This window comes from Bacillus sp. FSL K6-1005, assembly GCF_038000225.1.
GTDB classification, from domain to species: domain Bacteria; phylum Bacillota; class Bacilli; order Bacillales; family Bacillaceae; genus Bacillus; species Bacillus mojavensis.
The window spans coordinates 1,702,347-1,719,820 of the sequence record NZ_JBBOBP010000001.1 but is presented as its reverse complement, the minus strand read 5'-3'; the positions used below and the strand labels follow the sequence as shown (position 1 = coordinate 1,719,820).

16 protein-coding genes are annotated in these 17,474 nt (G+C 43.0%); all 16 read left to right on the top strand.

Going from position 1 to position 17,474, the window contains the following annotated elements; translation table 11 throughout:
- Positions 1–122: 122 nt before the first annotated feature.
- Positions 123–1,016 carry a dipicolinic acid synthetase subunit A gene (gene dpaA, locus NST16_RS08985; RefSeq protein ID WP_029441268.1) on the top strand — a complete coding sequence of 298 codons (894 nt, stop codon included), beginning with the start codon at positions 123–125 and terminating at the stop codon, positions 1,014–1,016.
- A 2-nt stretch (positions 1,017–1,018) separates the two neighbouring features.
- The gene (gene dpaB, locus NST16_RS08980) at positions 1,019–1,621 is read left to right on the top strand and encodes a dipicolinate synthase subunit B (RefSeq protein WP_029441269.1); all 603 of its coding nucleotides are present in this window, start codon (positions 1,019–1,021) and stop codon (positions 1,619–1,621) included.
- A 125-nt stretch (positions 1,622–1,746) separates the two neighbouring features.
- Complete coding sequence (gene asd / locus NST16_RS08975) at positions 1,747–2,787, top strand: aspartate-semialdehyde dehydrogenase (RefSeq protein WP_268446166.1); 1,041 nt, start codon at positions 1,747–1,749, stop codon at positions 2,785–2,787.
- Positions 2,788–2,878: 91 nt separating this feature from the next.
- A complete protein-coding gene (gene dapG / locus NST16_RS08970; protein WP_010334295.1) occupies positions 2,879–4,093 on the top strand; it encodes an aspartate kinase in 1,215 nt (404 codons plus the stop codon).
- Between the two features lie 30 nt (positions 4,094–4,123).
- On the top strand, positions 4,124–4,996 hold the full coding sequence (dapA, locus tag NST16_RS08965; protein WP_010334296.1) for a 4-hydroxy-tetrahydrodipicolinate synthase: 873 nt from the start codon (positions 4,124–4,126) through the stop codon (positions 4,994–4,996).
- A 177-nt stretch (positions 4,997–5,173) separates the two neighbouring features.
- Entirely contained in the window at positions 5,174–6,841 is a 1,668-nt protein-coding gene (gene rnjB / locus NST16_RS08960; RefSeq protein ID WP_340885817.1) for a ribonuclease J2, read from the top strand.
- A 116-nt stretch (positions 6,842–6,957) separates the two neighbouring features.
- A complete protein-coding gene (gene tepA / locus NST16_RS08955; RefSeq protein ID WP_268446164.1) occupies positions 6,958–7,695 on the top strand; it encodes a translocation-enhancing protein TepA in 738 nt (245 codons plus the stop codon).
- Positions 7,692–7,904, top strand: coding sequence for a YlzJ-like family protein (locus NST16_RS08950; RefSeq protein ID WP_024121444.1), 213 nt, complete (start codon positions 7,692–7,694; stop codon positions 7,902–7,904). The genes tepA and NST16_RS08950 overlap by 4 nt, the downstream gene beginning before the upstream one ends.
- Positions 7,905–8,034: 130 nt before the next feature.
- On the top strand, positions 8,035–10,404 hold the full coding sequence (locus tag NST16_RS08945) for an FtsK/SpoIIIE family DNA translocase (RefSeq protein ID WP_326333498.1): 2,370 nt from the start codon (positions 8,035–8,037) through the stop codon (positions 10,402–10,404).
- A gap of 133 nt (positions 10,405–10,537) precedes the next feature.
- Positions 10,538–11,263, top strand: a complete 726-nt coding sequence (locus NST16_RS08940) for a GntR family transcriptional regulator (protein WP_010334301.1) — start codon at positions 10,538–10,540, stop codon at positions 11,261–11,263.
- Positions 11,264–11,396: 133 nt separating this feature from the next.
- Entirely contained in the window at positions 11,397–12,605 is a 1,209-nt protein-coding gene (locus NST16_RS08935) for an MFS transporter (RefSeq protein ID WP_340885811.1), read from the top strand.
- Positions 12,606–12,860: 255 nt separating this feature from the next.
- Positions 12,861–14,138: an EF-P 5-aminopentanol modification-associated protein YfmF gene (gene yfmF, locus NST16_RS08930; RefSeq protein WP_268505719.1), complete on the top strand. Its 1,278-nt coding sequence runs from the start codon at positions 12,861–12,863 to the stop codon at positions 14,136–14,138.
- Positions 14,135–15,439 carry an EF-P 5-aminopentanol modification-associated protein YfmH gene (gene yfmH / locus NST16_RS08925; protein WP_340885807.1) on the top strand — a complete coding sequence of 435 codons (1,305 nt, stop codon included), beginning with the start codon at positions 14,135–14,137 and terminating at the stop codon, positions 15,437–15,439. Before yfmF ends, yfmH begins: the two co-directional genes overlap by 4 nt.
- Before the next feature lie 32 nt (positions 15,440–15,471).
- Positions 15,472–16,200 carry an elongation factor P 5-aminopentanone reductase gene (ymfI, locus tag NST16_RS08920; RefSeq protein WP_268505721.1) on the top strand — a complete coding sequence of 243 codons (729 nt, stop codon included), beginning with the start codon at positions 15,472–15,474 and terminating at the stop codon, positions 16,198–16,200.
- 79 nt (positions 16,201–16,279) lie between these two features.
- Positions 16,280–16,537 carry a DUF3243 domain-containing protein gene (locus NST16_RS08915; RefSeq protein WP_029441274.1) on the top strand — a complete coding sequence of 86 codons (258 nt, stop codon included), beginning with the start codon at positions 16,280–16,282 and terminating at the stop codon, positions 16,535–16,537.
- A 129-nt stretch (positions 16,538–16,666) separates the two neighbouring features.
- Complete coding sequence (locus NST16_RS08910; RefSeq protein WP_024121452.1) at positions 16,667–17,458, top strand: DUF3388 domain-containing protein; 792 nt, start codon at positions 16,667–16,669, stop codon at positions 17,456–17,458.
- Positions 17,459–17,474: the final 16 nt, after the last annotated feature.

The window sequence follows — 17,474 nt, the reverse complement described above, 5'->3', positions numbered from 1 at the left end:
CGATGTTTTTTTGTGTGAAAAAAGCGTATGTTTTAATTCACCGCTATTTCCTTTTGATCATAAGATGAAGGGGAGCTTAACAACTAGGGATCCAGTATATACAAAGAAGGTGAACGTTTAACATGTTAACCGGATTGAAAATTGCAGTTATCGGCGGTGACGCAAGGCAGCTCGAAATTATTAGAAAGCTCACTGAACAGCAGACTGACATCTATCTCGTCGGTTTTGACCAATTGGATCACGGTTTTACCGGAGCTGTAAAATGCAACATTGATGAAATTCCTTATCAGCAAATAGACAGTATTATTCTTCCTGTGTCTGCAACAACAGGAGAAGGTGTCGTATCAACCGTATTTTCAAATGAAGAAGTTGTTTTAAAACAGGAGCACCTCGACCAAACGCCTGCACACTGTGTCATTTTCTCAGGGATTTCTAACGCCTATTTAGAAAACATTGCAGCTCAAGCAAACAGAAAACTTGTTAAGCTGTTTGAGCGGGATGACATTGCGATATATAATTCTATTCCGACAGTAGAAGGAACCATTATGCTGGCCATTCAGCACACAGATTATACGATACACGGATCTCAGGTGGCCGTTCTCGGGCTAGGGCGTACCGGAATGACGATCGCCCGTACATTTGCCGCGCTTGGGGCGAATGTAAAGGTAGGCGCAAGAAGTTCAGCGCATTTGGCGCGCATCACCGAAATGGGGCTCGTCCCGTTTCACACTGATGAACTCAAAGAGCATGTCAAAGATATAGATATTTGTATTAATACCATACCGAGCATGATTTTGAATCAAACTGTGCTTTCTTGCATGACACCGAAAACCTTAATATTGGATCTGGCTTCACGGCCCGGTGGAACCGATTTTAAATATGCTGAAAAACAAGGGATTAAGGCACTCCTTGCCCCTGGTTTGCCGGGGATTGTCGCTCCTAAAACAGCCGGGCAGATCCTCGCCAATGTCTTGAGCAAGCTTTTGGCTGAATTACATGCTGAGGAGGGGAAATAAGAATGTCGTCACTAAAAGGGAAAAGAATCGGATTTGGACTGACCGGCTCGCATTGCACATATGAAGCGGTGTTTCCGCAAATTGAGGCGCTAGTCAATGAAGGAGCGGAAGTCCGGCCGGTTGTCACATTTACCGTAAAATCCACAGATACACGCTTTGGAGAAGGAGCGGAATGGGTTAAAAAAATTGAAGATCTTACCGGATATGAGGTAATTGATTCAATTGTAAAGGCTGAACCCCTCGGGCCAAAGCTGCCATTGGACTGCATGGTAATAGCTCCTTTAACCGGAAACTCGATGAGCAAGCTGGCCAACGCCATGACAGACAGCCCAGTACTGATGGCTGCAAAAGCAACAATCAGAAACAATCGGCCGGTCGTTCTCGGTATCTCAACAAATGACGCTCTCGGTTTAAATGGCACCAACCTAATGAGGCTCATGTCTACCAAAAATATCTTCTTCATTCCTTTTGGGCAAGATGATCCATACAAAAAACCGAATTCAATGGTTGCCAAAATGGATCTGCTTCCTCAAACTGTTGAAAAGGCCCTGATGCATCAGCAGCTTCAGCCGATTCTCGTTGATAATTATCAGGGAAATGACTAAATATACAGAAAATCTTTCCTAAACAAAAAATTTCGGTCATCACCCGCATATTCTATGGTAAAATAAAACGTAAAATTATAGTCAAATCAATTCAATGAAGCTGATTGGCGGAAGGAGTTTTACAGATGGGAAGAGGTTTACACGTAGCTGTTGTCGGAGCGACAGGAGCTGTAGGACAACAAATGCTTAAAACACTTGAAGACAGAAATTTTGAAATGGATACACTTACATTGCTATCTTCAAAACGCTCTGCGGGTACCCAAGTCACATTTAGAGGCCAAGAGCTGACTGTACAGGAAGCTTCTCCCGAGAGCTTTGAAGGAGTAGATATTGCTTTGTTCAGCGCCGGCGGAAGCGTATCGCAGGCATTGGCACCCGAAGCTGTAAAACGCGGAGCTATTGTTATAGATAATACAAGTGCGTTCCGTATGGACGAAAATACGCCGCTTGTTGTGCCTGAAGTCAACGAGGCAGACTTGCATGAACACAACGGCATTATTGCCAACCCTAACTGCTCTACAATTCAAATGGTGGCTGCGCTGGAACCGATCCGCAAAGCTTACGGCTTAAACAAAGTTATCGTATCAACTTACCAAGCGGTATCAGGAGCGGGTAATGAAGCTGTAAAAGAGCTGCACAGCCAAACAGAGGCGATTTTAAACAACGAAGAAATCAAACCAGAGATTATGCCTGTAAAAGGTGATGAAAAACACTATCAAATCGCTTTCAATGCGATTCCGCAAATTGATAAATTCCAAGATAACGGCTATACGTTTGAGGAAATGAAAATGATAAATGAAACGAAAAAAATCATGCACATGCCTGAGCTTCAAGTAGCGGCTACATGTGTGAGACTTCCGATTGAAACCGGCCATTCAGAGTCCGTTTACATCGAGGTAGACCGAGATGACGCTACTGTGGAAGATATTAAAAATCTATTAAAAGAAGCTCCTGGCATTACACTTCAGGACGACCCGAGCCAGCAGCTTTATCCAATGCCTGCCGATGCAGTCGGCAAAAACGATGTGTTTGTAGGCCGCATCCGCAAAGACTTGGACAGAGCAAACGGTTTTCATTTATGGGTAGTTTCTGATAACCTATTAAAAGGCGCCGCATGGAACTCTGTTCAAATTGCAGAAAGCCTGAAAAAACTAAACCTCGTATAAAAGAGAGAATTTCCCAAGTGCGAATAGAAGAGAGTAAGGCGCAAATCGCCTGCTCTCTTCTGTTACGTCCGAATAATTTGGAGTGAAAACAGTGAAGATAATTGTTCAAAAGTTTGGCGGGACATCTGTAAAGGATGACAAAGGCCGTAAACTGGCTTTAGAGCACATTAAAGAAGCAATCAGTGAAGGATATAAGGTTGTCGTTGTCGTTTCTGCGATGGGCAGGAAGGGTGATCCGTACGCAACTGACTCTCTGTTGGGACTGCTTTACGGCGATCAGTCTGCGATTTCCCCAAGAGAGCAGGATTTGCTTTTATCATGTGGAGAGACGATTTCTTCTGTCGTCTTTACGAGCATGCTGCTGGATAACGGTGTAAAAGCATCTGCGCTGACTGGGGCTCAGGCCGGCTTCTTAACAAATGACCAGCATACAAATGCAAAAATCCTTGAAATGAAGCCTGAGCGTTTGTTCAGTGTGCTTGCGAATCATGACGCGGTAGTCGTCGCTGGATTCCAAGGCGCTACTGAAAAGGGCGATACAACAACGATCGGAAGAGGGGGCAGCGATACGTCTGCAGCCGCACTTGGGGCGGCAATTGACGCTGAATACATCGATATTTTCACAGATGTTGAAGGTGTGATGACTGCAGATCCGAGAGTAGTGGAAAACGCGAAACCGCTTCCTGTGGTAACATATACGGAAATCTGCAATTTGGCGTACCAGGGAGCGAAAGTGATTCATCCGCGAGCTGTGGAAATTGCGATGCAGGCTAAGGTTCCGATCCGCGTCCGCTCAACATATTCTAAAGATAAAGGCACATTGGTGACTTCACATCATTCTTCCAATGTGGGCAGTGATGTTTTTGAACGGCTGATTACGGGAATTGCCCATGTCAAAGATGTTACACAGTTCAAAGTGCCTTCAAAACTCGGTCAGTATAACGTTCAGACTGAAGTTTTTAAAGCGATGGCGAATGCAGGAATCAGCGTTGATTTCTTTAACATTACACCTAGTGAAATTGTTTATACGGTGGCTGGGAACAAGACGGAAACAGCTCAGCGCATTTTAATGGATATGGGCTATGACCCGATGGTGACGAGAGACTGCGCAAAAGTTTCGGCGGTCGGTGCCGGTATCATGGGCGTCCCGGGTGTAACGTCTAAAATTGTGACAGCCCTATCAGAGAAAGAGATTCCTATTCTGCAGTCGGCGGACAGCCACACGACCATCTGGGTGCTTGTCCATGAAAAGGACATGGTTCCTGCTGTAAACGCTTTGCATGAAGTGTTTGAACTTTCTAAGTAAATGTGATTGAATCATGATGAGGTGAAAAAAATGAATTTCGGAAATGTGTCTACAGCTATGATTACACCTTTTGACAATAAAGGGAATGTAGACTTTCAAAAATTGTCTACACTGATTGACTACTTGTTGAAAAACGGAACAGATTCTTTAGTAGTAGCGGGAACGACAGGAGAATCTCCAACCCTTTCAACAGAAGAAAAAATAGCGCTATTTGAATATACGGTCAAAGAAGTGAACGGCCGGGTGCCCGTTATTGCGGGTACTGGAAGCAACAACACGAAAGATTCCATTAAGCTCACAAAAAAAGCTGAGGAAGCGGGCGTAGACGCGGTCATGCTCGTTACACCGTATTATAATAAACCTTCACAAGAAGGCATGTACCAGCATTTTAAAGCTGTTGCTTCTGAAACGTCTCTTCCAGTTATGCTGTACAATGTGCCGGGCCGCACCGTTGCTTCTCTTGCTCCTGAGACGACTATCCGTTTGGCGGCAGATGTTCCGAATGTTGTTGCGATTAAAGAAGCGAGCGGAGACCTCGAAGCGATTACAAAAATTGTTGCGGAAACGCCTGAAGATTTCTCCGTTTATTCTGGAGATGACGCCTTGACGCTTCCTGTTCTGTCAGTAGGAGGAAGAGGTGTCGTTTCAGTCGCAAGCCATATCGTAGGCTCTGATATGCAGCAAATGATCAAAAATTATACAAATGGGCAAACAGCTAACGCGGCACTGATTCACCAGAAACTCCTGCCGATTATGAAGGAACTGTTTAAAGCGCCTAACCCGGCTCCTGTGAAAACAGCTCTTCAGCTGAAAGGCCTTGATGTCGGTTCAGTGCGTCTTCCACTTATCCCGTTAAACGAAGATGAACGTCTGAGCTTAAGCAGCGCGATCAGCGAACTGTAAGAAAAAATTCATACAGTGAAACAAACGCGGTCATTCTCATTCCACCTGAGTTTGACCGTTTCTTATACATATTGGTTTTCCCTAAACCTTCTGCTTTATCTTGTTTTCTAAAATTACTTTCAGTTATAATAGGAACAAGTGATGATGGACGGGTATGAGACTAGGAGGATATAGATTTTGAAAAAGAAAAATACAGAAAACGTTAGAATTATCGCCCTTGGCGGTGTCGGAGAAATTGGGAAGAACCTTTATGTCATCGAAATTGATTCAGACATATTTGTCGTTGATGCCGGCCTTATGCATCCAGAAAATGAAATGCTTGGTATTGATGTGGTGATTCCTGACATATCATATTTGATTGAACGATCTGACCGCGTCAAGGCTATCTTTTTAACACATGGGCATGATGAGAATATCGGCGGCGTTTTTTACTTGTTAAACAAGCTGTCTGTTCCTGTATACGGAACAAAGCTGACGCTTGCACTGTTAAGAGAAAAATTAAAGCAATACGGACATAACCGAAAAGCTGATTTAAGAGAAATTCACTCAAAATCTGTCATTACATTTGAATCAACAAAGGTATCGTTCTTTAATACGATCCACAGTATCCCTGATTCAGTAGGCGTTAGTTTAAAAACATCACTTGGATCTATTGTATGCACGGGAGACTTCAAATTTGACCAAACACCCGCACTTAATCAATCGTGCGACATTGGCGAGATTGCCAAAATCGGCAACAGCGGCGTACTTGCTCTGCTTTCTGACAGTGCAAATGCAGAACGTCCGGGTTACACCCCTTCGGAAGCTGCTGTCAGCGGAGAGATTTCGGACGCGCTTTACAATTCAGAGAAACGGGTAATTATTGCTGTTTTCGCATCCAATATTAACCGGATTCAGCAAGTCATTCATGCAGCGGCTCAAAATGGCAGAAAGATTGCCATTGCCGGAAAAAACCTTCAATCGATCCTTCAGCTTGCAAGAAAGCTTGGATATATTGAAGCAGATGATGAACTGTTTATTTCGGTTCAGGATGTCAAAAAATATCCGAAGCGCGAAGTAGCTATTGTAACTGCCGGCAGCCATGGTGAACCGTTGGCAGCTCTGACAAGAATGGGAAACAAAGCCCACAAGCAGCTGAATATCGAAGAAGGGGATACAGTTGTAATTGCATCCACACCGATCCCTGGACAGGAACTCATTTATTCTAAAACAGTAGATTTGCTTGCCAGAGCTGGCGCACAAGTCATTTTTGCCCAAAAGCGTGTGCATGTATCTGGACACGGCTCACAGGAAGAGTTAAAGCTGATGATCAATCTGCTTAAACCAAAATATTTAATTCCTGTAAACGGCGAATACAGAATGCAAAAGGCTCATTCAAAAATCGCTGAAGAAATCGGCATGAAGCGCAGTGATATCTTCTTAATTGAAAAAGGAGACGTTGTCGAGTTCCGCGGCCAAAACGTAAAGATCGGTGATAAAGTGCCATACGGCAATATTTTAATCGACGGTTTAGGTGTAGGCGACATCGGAAATATTGTGCTGAGAGACCGCCGCTTACTTTCACAAGACGGCATACTGATTGTTGTCATTACACTTGATAAACAAAAGAAACATCTTGTATCAGGTCCTGAGATTATCACACGCGGTTTTGTTTATGTAAGAGAGTCTGAAGGCCTTATCGTACAGGCTACTGAGCTTGTACGCTCAATCGTGACTGAAGCAACAGAAACATCAAATGTTGAATGGTCAACGCTTAAGCAGGCAATGCGAGATGCTTTGAACCAATTCCTATATGAAAAAACAAAACGTAAACCGATGATCATCCCAATTATTATGGAAGTCTAATGGAAAACGTAAGACCGGAGCTGCTCCGGTCTTTATTTTTTTGCCTATTATGCCGGGATTGAATCGAAGATCTTTGTTCATAATACAAAGAGAAACTCGGAAAGGGTGAAAGCGAAATGGATCATCGTATGGAAAATACACAAGAAGAACGTCCTGAAAAAAATGATGCGAAAGACAGCATTATGAATAAAATACAGCAGCTAGGGGAAACGACACTTCCGCAGCTCCCGCAAGATACAAATATCCATTGTCTGACCATTATCGGACAAATAGAAGGCCATGTTCAGCTGCCTCCGCAAAACAAAACAACAAAATATGAACATGTAATCCCGCAAATCGTTGCCATTGAGCAGAATCCAAAAATTGAAGGTTTGCTTATAATATTAAATACAGTCGGCGGAGATGTGGAAGCAGGTCTTGCGATTGCTGAAATGCTCGCATCCTTGTCAAAACCGACCGTCTCCATCGTACTTGGCGGAGGACATTCCATCGGTGTGCCAATTGCGGTATCTTGTGATTACAGCTATATCGCTGAAACAGCTACCATGACGATTCATCCCGTTCGGCTGACGGGACTGGTGATCGGTGTGCCTCAAACCTTTGAGTACTTGGATAAGATGCAAGAAAGAGTCGTTAAATTTGTAACAAGCCATTCAAATGTAAATGAAGATAAGTTTAAAGAGCTAATGTTTTCAAAAGGAAACTTAACACGCGATATTGGAACAAATGTCGTCGGCAAGGATGCCGTCGAGTATGGCTTGATTGATCACGTCGGCGGAGTCGGCCAAGCGATCAATAAATTAAATGAGCTGATCGAGGAAGCGAGAGAAGAAGAAGGACGGATGATTCAATGATTTTATATACCACGATGCCGCAGGAAATTGTTTTCGCGGAACAGAACCAACAGCCAAGTGCTCACGAGCAAATCGAGTATAGGGGTGTTCCGCTTCTTGTCGAGATGAAAGGCAATGAAGCAGAGGTTATACAAGTCATGAGTACAAACCCCATGCACTTTCTGCATCCGGATATTTCTCCGGGACAAAAGCTAAAATTAAACGTATAAGATTCCTCCCCTTTTTTAAGGGCAAAATATGCTATAATAGGGGAATCCTACAGAAAAAATGCAGCCAGTTAACGGCTGCTTTCTTCATTATGTATGAACTTACATTTTTTAACGCAGTAAGGTGATGAGTGTGGCAAAGAAAAAAAGAAAATCGAGAAAAAAACAGGCAAAACAGCTCAACATAAAATACGAATTAAACGGATTGCTGTGCATTGCTATCTCAATTATCGCCATTTTGCAGCTTGGTGTAGTGGGACAAACCTTTATCTACTTGTTCCGTTTTTTCGCTGGTGAGTGGTTTATTTTATGCTTGTTAGGCTTATTTGTTTTAGGGGTTTCACTATTTTGGAAGAAAAAAACGCCGAGTCTTTTAACGAGACGAAAGGCGGGGCTGTACTGCATCATTGCAAGCATATTGCTGCTTTCTCATGTGCAGCTGTTTAAAAATTTGACGAATAGAGGGTCTATTGAGTCTGCCAGCGTGATCCGTAATACATGGGAATTATTTTTAATGGACATGAATGGGAGCTCTGCTTCACCTGATTTAGGCGGGGGGATGATCGGGGCGCTTCTGTTTGCGGCTTCACACTTTTTGTTTGCATCTACTGGTTCTCAAATTATGGCGATTGTAATGATTTTGATCGGATTGATTCTGGTCACAGGGCGCTCTCTTCAAGAAACGTTGAAAAAGTGGATGAGCCCGATCGGCCGTTTCATCAAAGAACAATGGTTTGCTTTTATTGATGACATGAAATCAGTCAAAACAAATATGAAATCATCGAAAAAGGCGAAAGCCAATACCAGCAAAAAACAAAAGCCGGCTCGCAGAAAACAGCAAATGGAGCCAGAGCCCGCTGCTGAAGAAGAGGAGCAGGAGATGGTATCACCTCTCATTCATTCAGAGCCGATTATCTCAAGCTTTTCAGACCGGAATGAATCGGAAGAGCCCCCGGCAGCTGCAGAAAAACAAATTGAACCGGTCACAGAACCGCTTCAGGAAAATCAGTCCGAGGCTGACCATAATGAAACGGCAGTTGCTCCGCCAATGACCTTTACAGAACTTGAAAATAAAGATTATCAGATGCCGTCATTAGATTTATTAGCCGATCCGATGCATACCGGCCAGCAGGCTGATAAAAAAAATATTTATGAAAATGCGAGGAAGCTCGAACGCACCTTCCAAAGCTTCGGCGTAAAGGCAAAAGTGACACAGGTTCATCTCGGGCCGGCTGTCACGAAATATGAAGTGTATCCGGATGTCGGAGTAAAGGTCAGTAAAATAGTCAACCTAAGTGACGATTTAGCGCTTGCGTTAGCTGCAAAAGACATCAGGATTGAGGCGCCTATTCCAGGTAAATCTGCCATTGGGATCGAAGTTCCAAACGCGGAAGTGGCTATGGTATCGCTGAAGGAAGTGCTTGAGTCAAAACTTAATGACCGACCTGATGCAAAATTGTTAATCGGACTTGGCCGTAATATTTCGGGCGAAGCCGTGCTTGCTGAATTAAACAAAATGCCTCATTTGCTTGTTGCAGGCGCGACCGGGAGCGGAAAAAGTGTCTGTGTCAATGGCATTATCACAAGTATTTTGATGCGCGCTAAACCGCATGAAGTGAAAATGATGATGATTGACCCAAAAATGGTTGAGCTGAATGTGTACAATGGAATTCCGCATTTGCTTGCTCCGGTGGTAACTGATCCGAAAAAAGCTTCACAAGCTTTGAAAAAAGTTGTCAATGAAATGGAACGGCGGTACGAACTGTTTTCTCATACAGGAACTAGAAATATTGAAGGGTACAATGATTATATTAAACGCTCCAATAATGAGGGAGAGGCAAAACAACCAGAGCTGCCGTATATCGTGGTTATTGTGGACGAGCTAGCTGATCTTATGATGGTAGCTTCATCCGATGTTGAAGACTCGATTACGAGATTGTCCCAAATGGCGCGGGCTGCCGGCATCCATCTTATTATTGCGACACAGCGCCCGTCAGTTGACGTCATTACAGGGGTCATCAAGGCAAATATTCCGTCACGAATCGCATTCAGTGTCTCTTCACAGACGGATTCAAGGACCATTCTGGATATGGGGGGCGCTGAGAAGCTTCTGGGACGCGGAGATATGCTGTTTTTACCTGTAGGGGCTAATAAACCTGTCCGCGTACAAGGAGCATTTTTGTCAGACGAAGAAGTGGAGCAGGTCGTGGATCATGTCATTACGCAGCAAAAAGCTCAATATCAGGAAGAAATGATTCCTGAGGAAATAACGGAAACACATACTGAGGTTACCGATGACCTTTATGATGAAGCCGTCGAATTAATTGTCGGCATGCAGACTGCATCCGTATCGATGCTGCAAAGACGGTTCAGAATCGGGTATACAAGAGCGGCACGTCTGATAGATGCAATGGAAGAACGCGGTGTAGTTGGCCCGTATGAAGGCAGCAAACCAAGGGAAGTCTTAATATCAAAAGAAAAACATGATGAACTCTCTTCTTAGAGGAAGAGAGTTCGGTAACAATAATAACATTATGTAAACTGTACACCTTGCTGTTTATTTTTTCGACAAAACATGATATAGTTGTCCCAATTGTTCAATAATTTTTATCGAAGGTGGTTTACGGAGGGGAAACATGTCTACAAAAGCTGATAATCGGCACTTGTATTTAAAAGTAATTGAACGAATTAAAGAGGATATTAAAAATGGAATCTACACTGAGAAAGAAAAGCTCCCTTCTGAATTTGAGCTTTCCAAAAAGCTTGGCGTCAGCCGGGCGACTTTGCGTGAAGCACTACGGATACTGGAAGAAGAGCATGTGATTATCAGAAGGCATGGTGTAGGAACTTTTGTCCATTCTAAGCCGTTATTTCTTTCGGGCATTGAACAGCTGAACAGTGTAACCAAAATGATTGAACAGGCTAATATGATCCCAGGAACAATCTTTCTTTCATCTCAAGTGCTTATGCCGACTGATGATGATATCAAGAGATTTCATCTGACATCAGGCCAGGAAGTTTTTTATCTTGAACGTGTCAGAACGGCAAATGGACAGCCGATTGTGTATTGTATTGACAAAATTCCGATGGATATACTGCCGGATTCTTTTTCTCACCAGCAAGAGTCTATGTTTGACCTGCTTGAGAAAAATTCAGGCTCTGTCATCAGCTATGCCGTAACCGATATTGAGCCGATCGGCTATCATGATACGATTTCTCCAGTGCTGGAATGTGATCCGGAAACAGCTCTTTTACTGTTAAAACAAACGCATTATGATCAGCATGATAAACCGGTGCTTTATTCATTAAATTATTTCAGAGCAGACAAATTCAGATTCCATGTTTTGCGTAAACGATTCTAAAACAGACGCCTGTGATGTGTCTGTTTTTTTATTGCCTGGTTTATGTTTCTTTGTACATACTTTCAATGTGGTTAACGCAAGATATAAAGGATGACAAAGTGAATGGGTGAAAATGTTGAAAGAAAAAATAGGAATGAAAAATATTATTGCTCTGGCTTCCGTACCGCTTGTTATGACATTAGGGAACTCCATGCTGATTCCCGTGCTTCCGATGATGGAGAAAAAGCTGTCGGTCAATTCATTTCAAGTATCATTAATTATCACTGTATATTCGGTGGTAGCGATCATTTGCATTCCAATCGCGGGGTACCTGTCGGATAGATTTGGCAGAAAAAAAGTGCTGCTCCCATGCCTTCTTATTGCAGGAATAGGGGGAGCTGTGGCTGCTTTTGCTTCGACATATATAGACAATCCTTATGCTATGATCTTGGCTGGACGGGTTCTTCAAGGCATCGGATCAGCAGGGGCAGCACCCATCGTCATGCCGTTTATCGGCGATCTGTTTAAGGGAGATGATGAAAAGGTCAGTGCCGGTCTTGGCGATATTGAAACCGCTAACACCTCGGGAAAAGTGCTGAGTCCCATACTGGGCGCTTTACTTGCATCCTGGTACTGGTTCGTCCCGTTTTGGTTTATTCCGTTTTTCTGTGTGATCAGCTTTTTGCTTGTATTGTTTTTGGTGGAGAAGCCTGAAGAAGATGAGGATGCACCTACAATTTCAGAGTTCCTCAAGAATGTGCGGAAAATCTTTAAACAGGATGGACGCTGGCTCTATACAGTTTTTATTATTGGATGCGTCATTATGTTTTTATTATTTGGCGTATTATTTTACTTATCAGATACGCTAGAGAATAAATATACAATTGACGGAGTGGCCAAAGGCGGGCTGCTGGCGATACCTCTTTTATTCCTGTCCAGCAGTTCTTTTATAGCGGGTAAAAAGATCGGCAAAGATAAGGGAAGAATGAAATTTTGCGTCGTTACAGGGATGATTATGTTAAGCCTGTCTTTTATCGGCTTGTGGTGGAACCACAGTTTTTATTTTTTATTTATCTTTTTAAGTTTTGGGGGAATTGGAATCGGTATGGCGCTTCCTGCTTTAGATGCGCTGATAACGGAAGGGATTGAAAGTGAGGAATGCGGAACAATTTCTTCATTTTACAATAGTATGCGCTTTATTGGAGTAGCTCTCGGGCCGCCTGTGTTTGCGGCATTGATGTCTAATGCAAGCTGGCTTATCTTCATTCTCTCCGCGTTTTGCGGGATTATTTCTTTATTTCTGGTGCTCTTTAATGTAGATGCTAAAAAAAGTGAAGAAGAAAAAAACTTAGGGACGGTTTGACAAACCGTCTTTTTTTGCTGAGAAAAATTGGCAGAAAACTTGTGTAAGACAAGTAATTGATTCGCATTTCGTAAAAGCATGAAGAGGCAACAAGGATCATGACAGCATAAACAGCGGAAGAACAATTAATACGCAAGAGGTTATTGTTTCCTTATAAATCCTACAGTTGCTATAATTACATGAAAGAGTGTTTCTGCGAATGCTGAAATTTGGTCATAATACATACTAATAAGAAATGAACGAAGGAGGTTTCACATGTCATATGTCAATGAAGTCAAAACAAAGCACGGCGGTTTAACCGCACATATTGTAGAAACAGAAAAATTTAAAACCGTCTCGCTTATCTTTAAAATGCTGGCGCCCTTAACAAAGGAGCAAGTTACGAAAAGAGCGCTGTTCCCGCATGTGCTGCTTCGCGGAACAGAAAGCCGTCCGAAAACTGCAGAATTACGTTCTTATCTGGATGAACTGTACGGCACATCAGTATCGGCTGATCTCTCGAAAAAAGGTGAACAGCATGTGATTACATTCAGACTTGAAATTCCGAATGAAAAATATTTAAAAGATCAGACGCCTCTCCTTGAAAAAGGGCTCCAGCTTCTCGCAGAAATCGTCTTTTCACCTGCTTTAGAAGCAGGCGTTTTTCAATCGCAATATGTGGATCAAGAAAAACGAACGCTGAAGCAGAGAATTCAAGCGGTTTATGATGATAAAATGCGTTACTCTAATCTAAGGCTTATACAGGAAATGTGTAAAAATGAACCTTACTCGCTGCACGTTAATGGAGAGATCGACGATGTTGATGCCATTACGGCCGATCAATTATATGAAACATACCGAAACGCGATCCAAAAAGACCAGCTTGATCTATATGTCGTCGGCGATGTTGACAGGAAACAAGTGCAAGCTGCTATTGATCAATATTTTCACACAGAGGAACGCGCTCTGGAAACATTTGTGAACAACCATTCTGAACAACCTGAGCCTAAAGAAGTCATTGATGAAGAAGACGTCAAACAAGGCAAGCTGAATATTGGCTATCGGACCAATATTACCTTTACGGATCAGGATTATTCAGCTTTACAAGTTTTTAACGGAATGTTCGGCGGCTTTTCTCATTCCAAGCTTTTCATTAATGTTCGGGAAAAAGCCAGTCTCGCTTATTACGCAGCCTCCCGTATCGATAGCTTTAAAGGCTTATTAATGGTGATGTCAGGAATAGAAGTGAAAAACTACAAACAAGCGGTTTCTATTATTGCCGAGCAATTTCAGGCTATGAAAAACGGGGAGTTCAGTGAGCAAGACATCTCTCAGACGAAAGCCATGATTCGGAATCAGGTGCTGGAAACCATTGATACTGCATATGGTTTATCTGAATTTTTATATCAGCAGGCCGCTGCCCAAGTCGATATTCCGATCGAAGATTTCCTTGCCAATATTGAGCGTGTGACAAAAGAGGATATCATAAAAGTCGGCGAAAAAATTCAGCTTGATACGACTTATTTCTTAAAAGGGACGGAGGGTGCATCTTGATAAAACCAATCGAATTTGAACAGCTTCAGGAGACGCTGTATCATGAAAAAATGTCAAACGGCCTAGACGTATACGTTTTGCCGAAAAAAGGCTTTAACAAGACGTATGCGGTATTCACAACAAAGTACGGGTCTATCGATAATCAGTTTGTCCCTCTTGGAAAAGACGAGATGGTTCATGTCCCCGACGGGATTGCCCATTTTCTTGAACATAAGCTGTTTGAAAAAGCTGATGGAGATGTTTTTCAAGATTTCAGCAAACAGGGCGCCTCTGCCAATGCGTTTACGTCATTTACAAGAACGGCTTATCTTTTCTCGAGCACGTCAAACGTGGAACGCAATTTGGAAACACTGATTGATTTTGTGCAGGACCCTTATTTTACAGAAAAAACGGTAGAAAAGGAAAAAGGGATTATCGGCCAGGAAATTAACATGTATGATGATAATCCTGACTGGAGGCTGTACTTCGGGGTGATTGAAAACATGTACAAAGATCATCCTGTCAAAATTGACATAGCCGGAACGGTAGAAAGTATATCCCATATCACTAAGGACCTTCTTTATGAATGTTATGAGACGTTTTACCATCCGAGCAACATGCTCCTCTTTATAGTCGGCCCTGTTGATCCTGAAGCGATCATTTCTCAGGTAAGAGAAAATCAGGGAAGAAAACCGTATACAGATCAGCCGGAAATTAAACGGGAAGAAGTAAAAGAGCAAGAAGCTGTTTTCCGGAAAGAAAAAGAAATTAAAATGAATGTTCAGGGACCGAAATGTCTCGTCGGACTGAAATCAAAGCATCCGTATAGATTAGGGAAAGAGCTGCTCAAGCATGAACTTGCAATGAACCTATTGCTGGAATCTTTGTTCGGCAAAAGCTCTGCCCAATATGAATCCCTTTATGAAAAAGGGTATATTGATGAAACGTTCAGCTTTGATTTTACGGCTGAATATGGGTTCGGTTTTGCGGCCATTGGCGGGGACACGCCTGAACCGGATAAATTGGCTGAAGACATTTCAAGCAATCTGCTTCGTGCCGGTGAAATCATCACCGCTGAGAAGATTGAACTTGCCAGAAAGAAAAAAATCGGGTCATTTTTAAAGGCATTAAACTCACCTGAATACATCGCTAACCAATTCACTCGCTATGCATTTTTGGAGATGAGCCTGTTTGATATCGTAACTGTTCTTGAGCAGATCACCCTTGAGGATGTGCAGCAAATCATACAAGAGGAAATTGCTGAGGATAGACTGACTGTCTGCAAAGTGGTTCCTAAATTAACATGCATCCCTCCAATGTGAGGGGTGTTTTTCTGCGGAAAGAAGGAAAGAGGATGAAAAAAACAGCATTAGTCACCGGGGCAAGCGGCGGTATTGGCAAAAGCATAAGTGAATCGCTTGCAGCAGAGGGGTATGATCTGCTTTTGCACTACAATCAGAATGAAGACGCGGCAGCAGAGCTTGCTGAAAAACTGAAACGGGCGTTTGGCATAGATGCTAATATTTTGCAAGGAGATCTCTCCACTCCCACTGGCGCTGATGAACTAACAAAAGCAATTGTTCAGCCGGTGGATGCGATCGTTTTAAACAGCGGCAGAAGCCATTTCGGGCTGATTACTGATGTAGTTAATGCTACGGTACAGGAAATGGTTCAGCTGCATGTGGCAAGTCCTTACATGCTGACGAGAAACCTTCTTCCAGGCATGATTCGGAACAAAACGGGAGCGATTGTGGCAGTCAGCTCTATTTGGGGAGAGACTGGCGCATCGTGTGAGGTGCTGTACAGCATGGCAAAGGGAGCACAGCACTCGTTTGTAAAAGGACTGGCTAAGGAGCTGGCTCCAAGCGGTATCAGGGTCAACGCAGTAGCGCCGGGTGCTGTAGATACAAACATGATGAATCAATTCAGTCCGGATGAATTGGAAGAGATCGCTGATGAGATCCCGATCGGCAGGCTTGCACAGCCGAAAGAAATTGCCGAGGCGGTAGCATTTCTCCTGTCTGAAAAAGCTTCCTATATTACTGGACAGATTCTGTCTGTTAACGGGGGCTGGCACTGCTGATGCAAAATAAAATGTGTATAGTTTCTTTTAAGAAGGACAAAATAATTTTGTAACTTCACATGAAATGGAGGAAACTCACATGTCAGTATTAGAAAACTGGGATAGTTGGAAGAATTTCCTTGGTGATCGTTTGAACTATGCGCAAGATAAAGGCATGAGTCAGGACACCATCACTGACCTTGCTACAGAAATCGGCGGTTACCTGGCTAATGAAGTGGATTCTAAGAACGAGCAGGAAAAAGTGCTGGCAGATCTTTGGAGCGTAGCATCTAAAGAAGAACAGCATGCCATTGCCAATATGATGGTTAAGCTTGTTGAAAATAACAGCACTCATTAAGAAGAGAGGAGATTCTTCCTCTCTTTTTTATGTTTTCCTCATCACAGCAACATTCTTCTTTCTAATTAGAGAAAAATGCTTTATGATAAAGGAAGGTAAAAATTTGCCACAATGAAGGGGGTATATCATTTGGCAAAGCTCGAATGGTATTTTGAATATGAAATTCAAGTGAACCGCCCCGGACTGCTCGGGGATATTTCATCTCTTCTCGGGATGCTTTCTATAAACATCGTAACGATAAACGGCGTCGATCTTTCCAGAAGGGGAATGCTGCTCAGGTGCCGCCATATAGATCAAATTAAACGATTAGAATCAATCTTAAAAACGATGGAAACAATTAAAGTAACGAAGCTGAGGGAACCAAGGCTTCGCGACCGTCTCGCCGTGCGACACGGCCGGTACATCCAGAGGGATGCCGATGATAAGAAAACATTCCGCTTTGAACGGGACGAGCTGGGCCTATTAGTCGATTTTATGGCCGAACTGTTCAAAAAAGAAGGCCATAAATTAATCGGAATCCGGGGAATGCCGCGCGTCGGAAAAACGGAGTCAATTGTAGCTTCCAGCGTATGCGCCAGCAAAAGGTGGCTGTTTGTTTCATCTACCTTGCTGAAACAAACAATTAGAAGCCAGCTGATTGCCGATGAATACAGTACTGAAAATGTCTTTATCATTGACGGGATTGTGTCGACAAGAAGAGGGTCTGAACGCCATCTGCAGCTGGTGAGGGAAATCATGAGGCTGCCTGCTACAAAAGTGGTGGAGCATCCGGACATATTCGTTCAAAATACAGAGTATACACTAGATGACTTTGATTATATTATTGAACTGAGAAATGATCCTGATGAGGTTATTACATATGAACATGCTGAAGAACCCCAAATGTTTGATCAATCCGGGTTTTCAAGCTTTGATTTTTAAAATTGGAAGGTGTTTG

Coding starts and splice junctions, on each gene's coding strand:
- tepA (WP_268446164.1), top strand. CDS start 6,958: ATGGATCATCGTATGGAAAATACACAAGAAGAACGTCCTGAAAAAAAT.
- NST16_RS08950 (WP_024121444.1), top strand. CDS start 7,692: ATGATTTTATATACCACGATGCCGCAGGAAATTGTTTTCGCGGAACAG.
- NST16_RS08940 (WP_010334301.1), top strand. CDS start 10,538: ATGTCTACAAAAGCTGATAATCGGCACTTGTATTTAAAAGTAATTGAA.
- NST16_RS08935 (WP_340885811.1), top strand. CDS start 11,397: ATGAAAAATATTATTGCTCTGGCTTCCGTACCGCTTGTTATGACATTA.
- asd (WP_268446166.1), top strand. CDS start 1,747: ATGGGAAGAGGTTTACACGTAGCTGTTGTCGGAGCGACAGGAGCTGTA.
- dpaA (WP_029441268.1), top strand. CDS start 123: ATGTTAACCGGATTGAAAATTGCAGTTATCGGCGGTGACGCAAGGCAG.
- dapA (WP_010334296.1), top strand. CDS start 4,124: ATGAATTTCGGAAATGTGTCTACAGCTATGATTACACCTTTTGACAAT.
- ymfI (WP_268505721.1), top strand. CDS start 15,472: ATGAAAAAAACAGCATTAGTCACCGGGGCAAGCGGCGGTATTGGCAAA.
- NST16_RS08915 (WP_029441274.1), top strand. CDS start 16,280: ATGTCAGTATTAGAAAACTGGGATAGTTGGAAGAATTTCCTTGGTGAT.
- yfmF (WP_268505719.1), top strand. CDS start 12,861: ATGTCATATGTCAATGAAGTCAAAACAAAGCACGGCGGTTTAACCGCA.
- dpaB (WP_029441269.1), top strand. CDS start 1,019: ATGTCGTCACTAAAAGGGAAAAGAATCGGATTTGGACTGACCGGCTCG.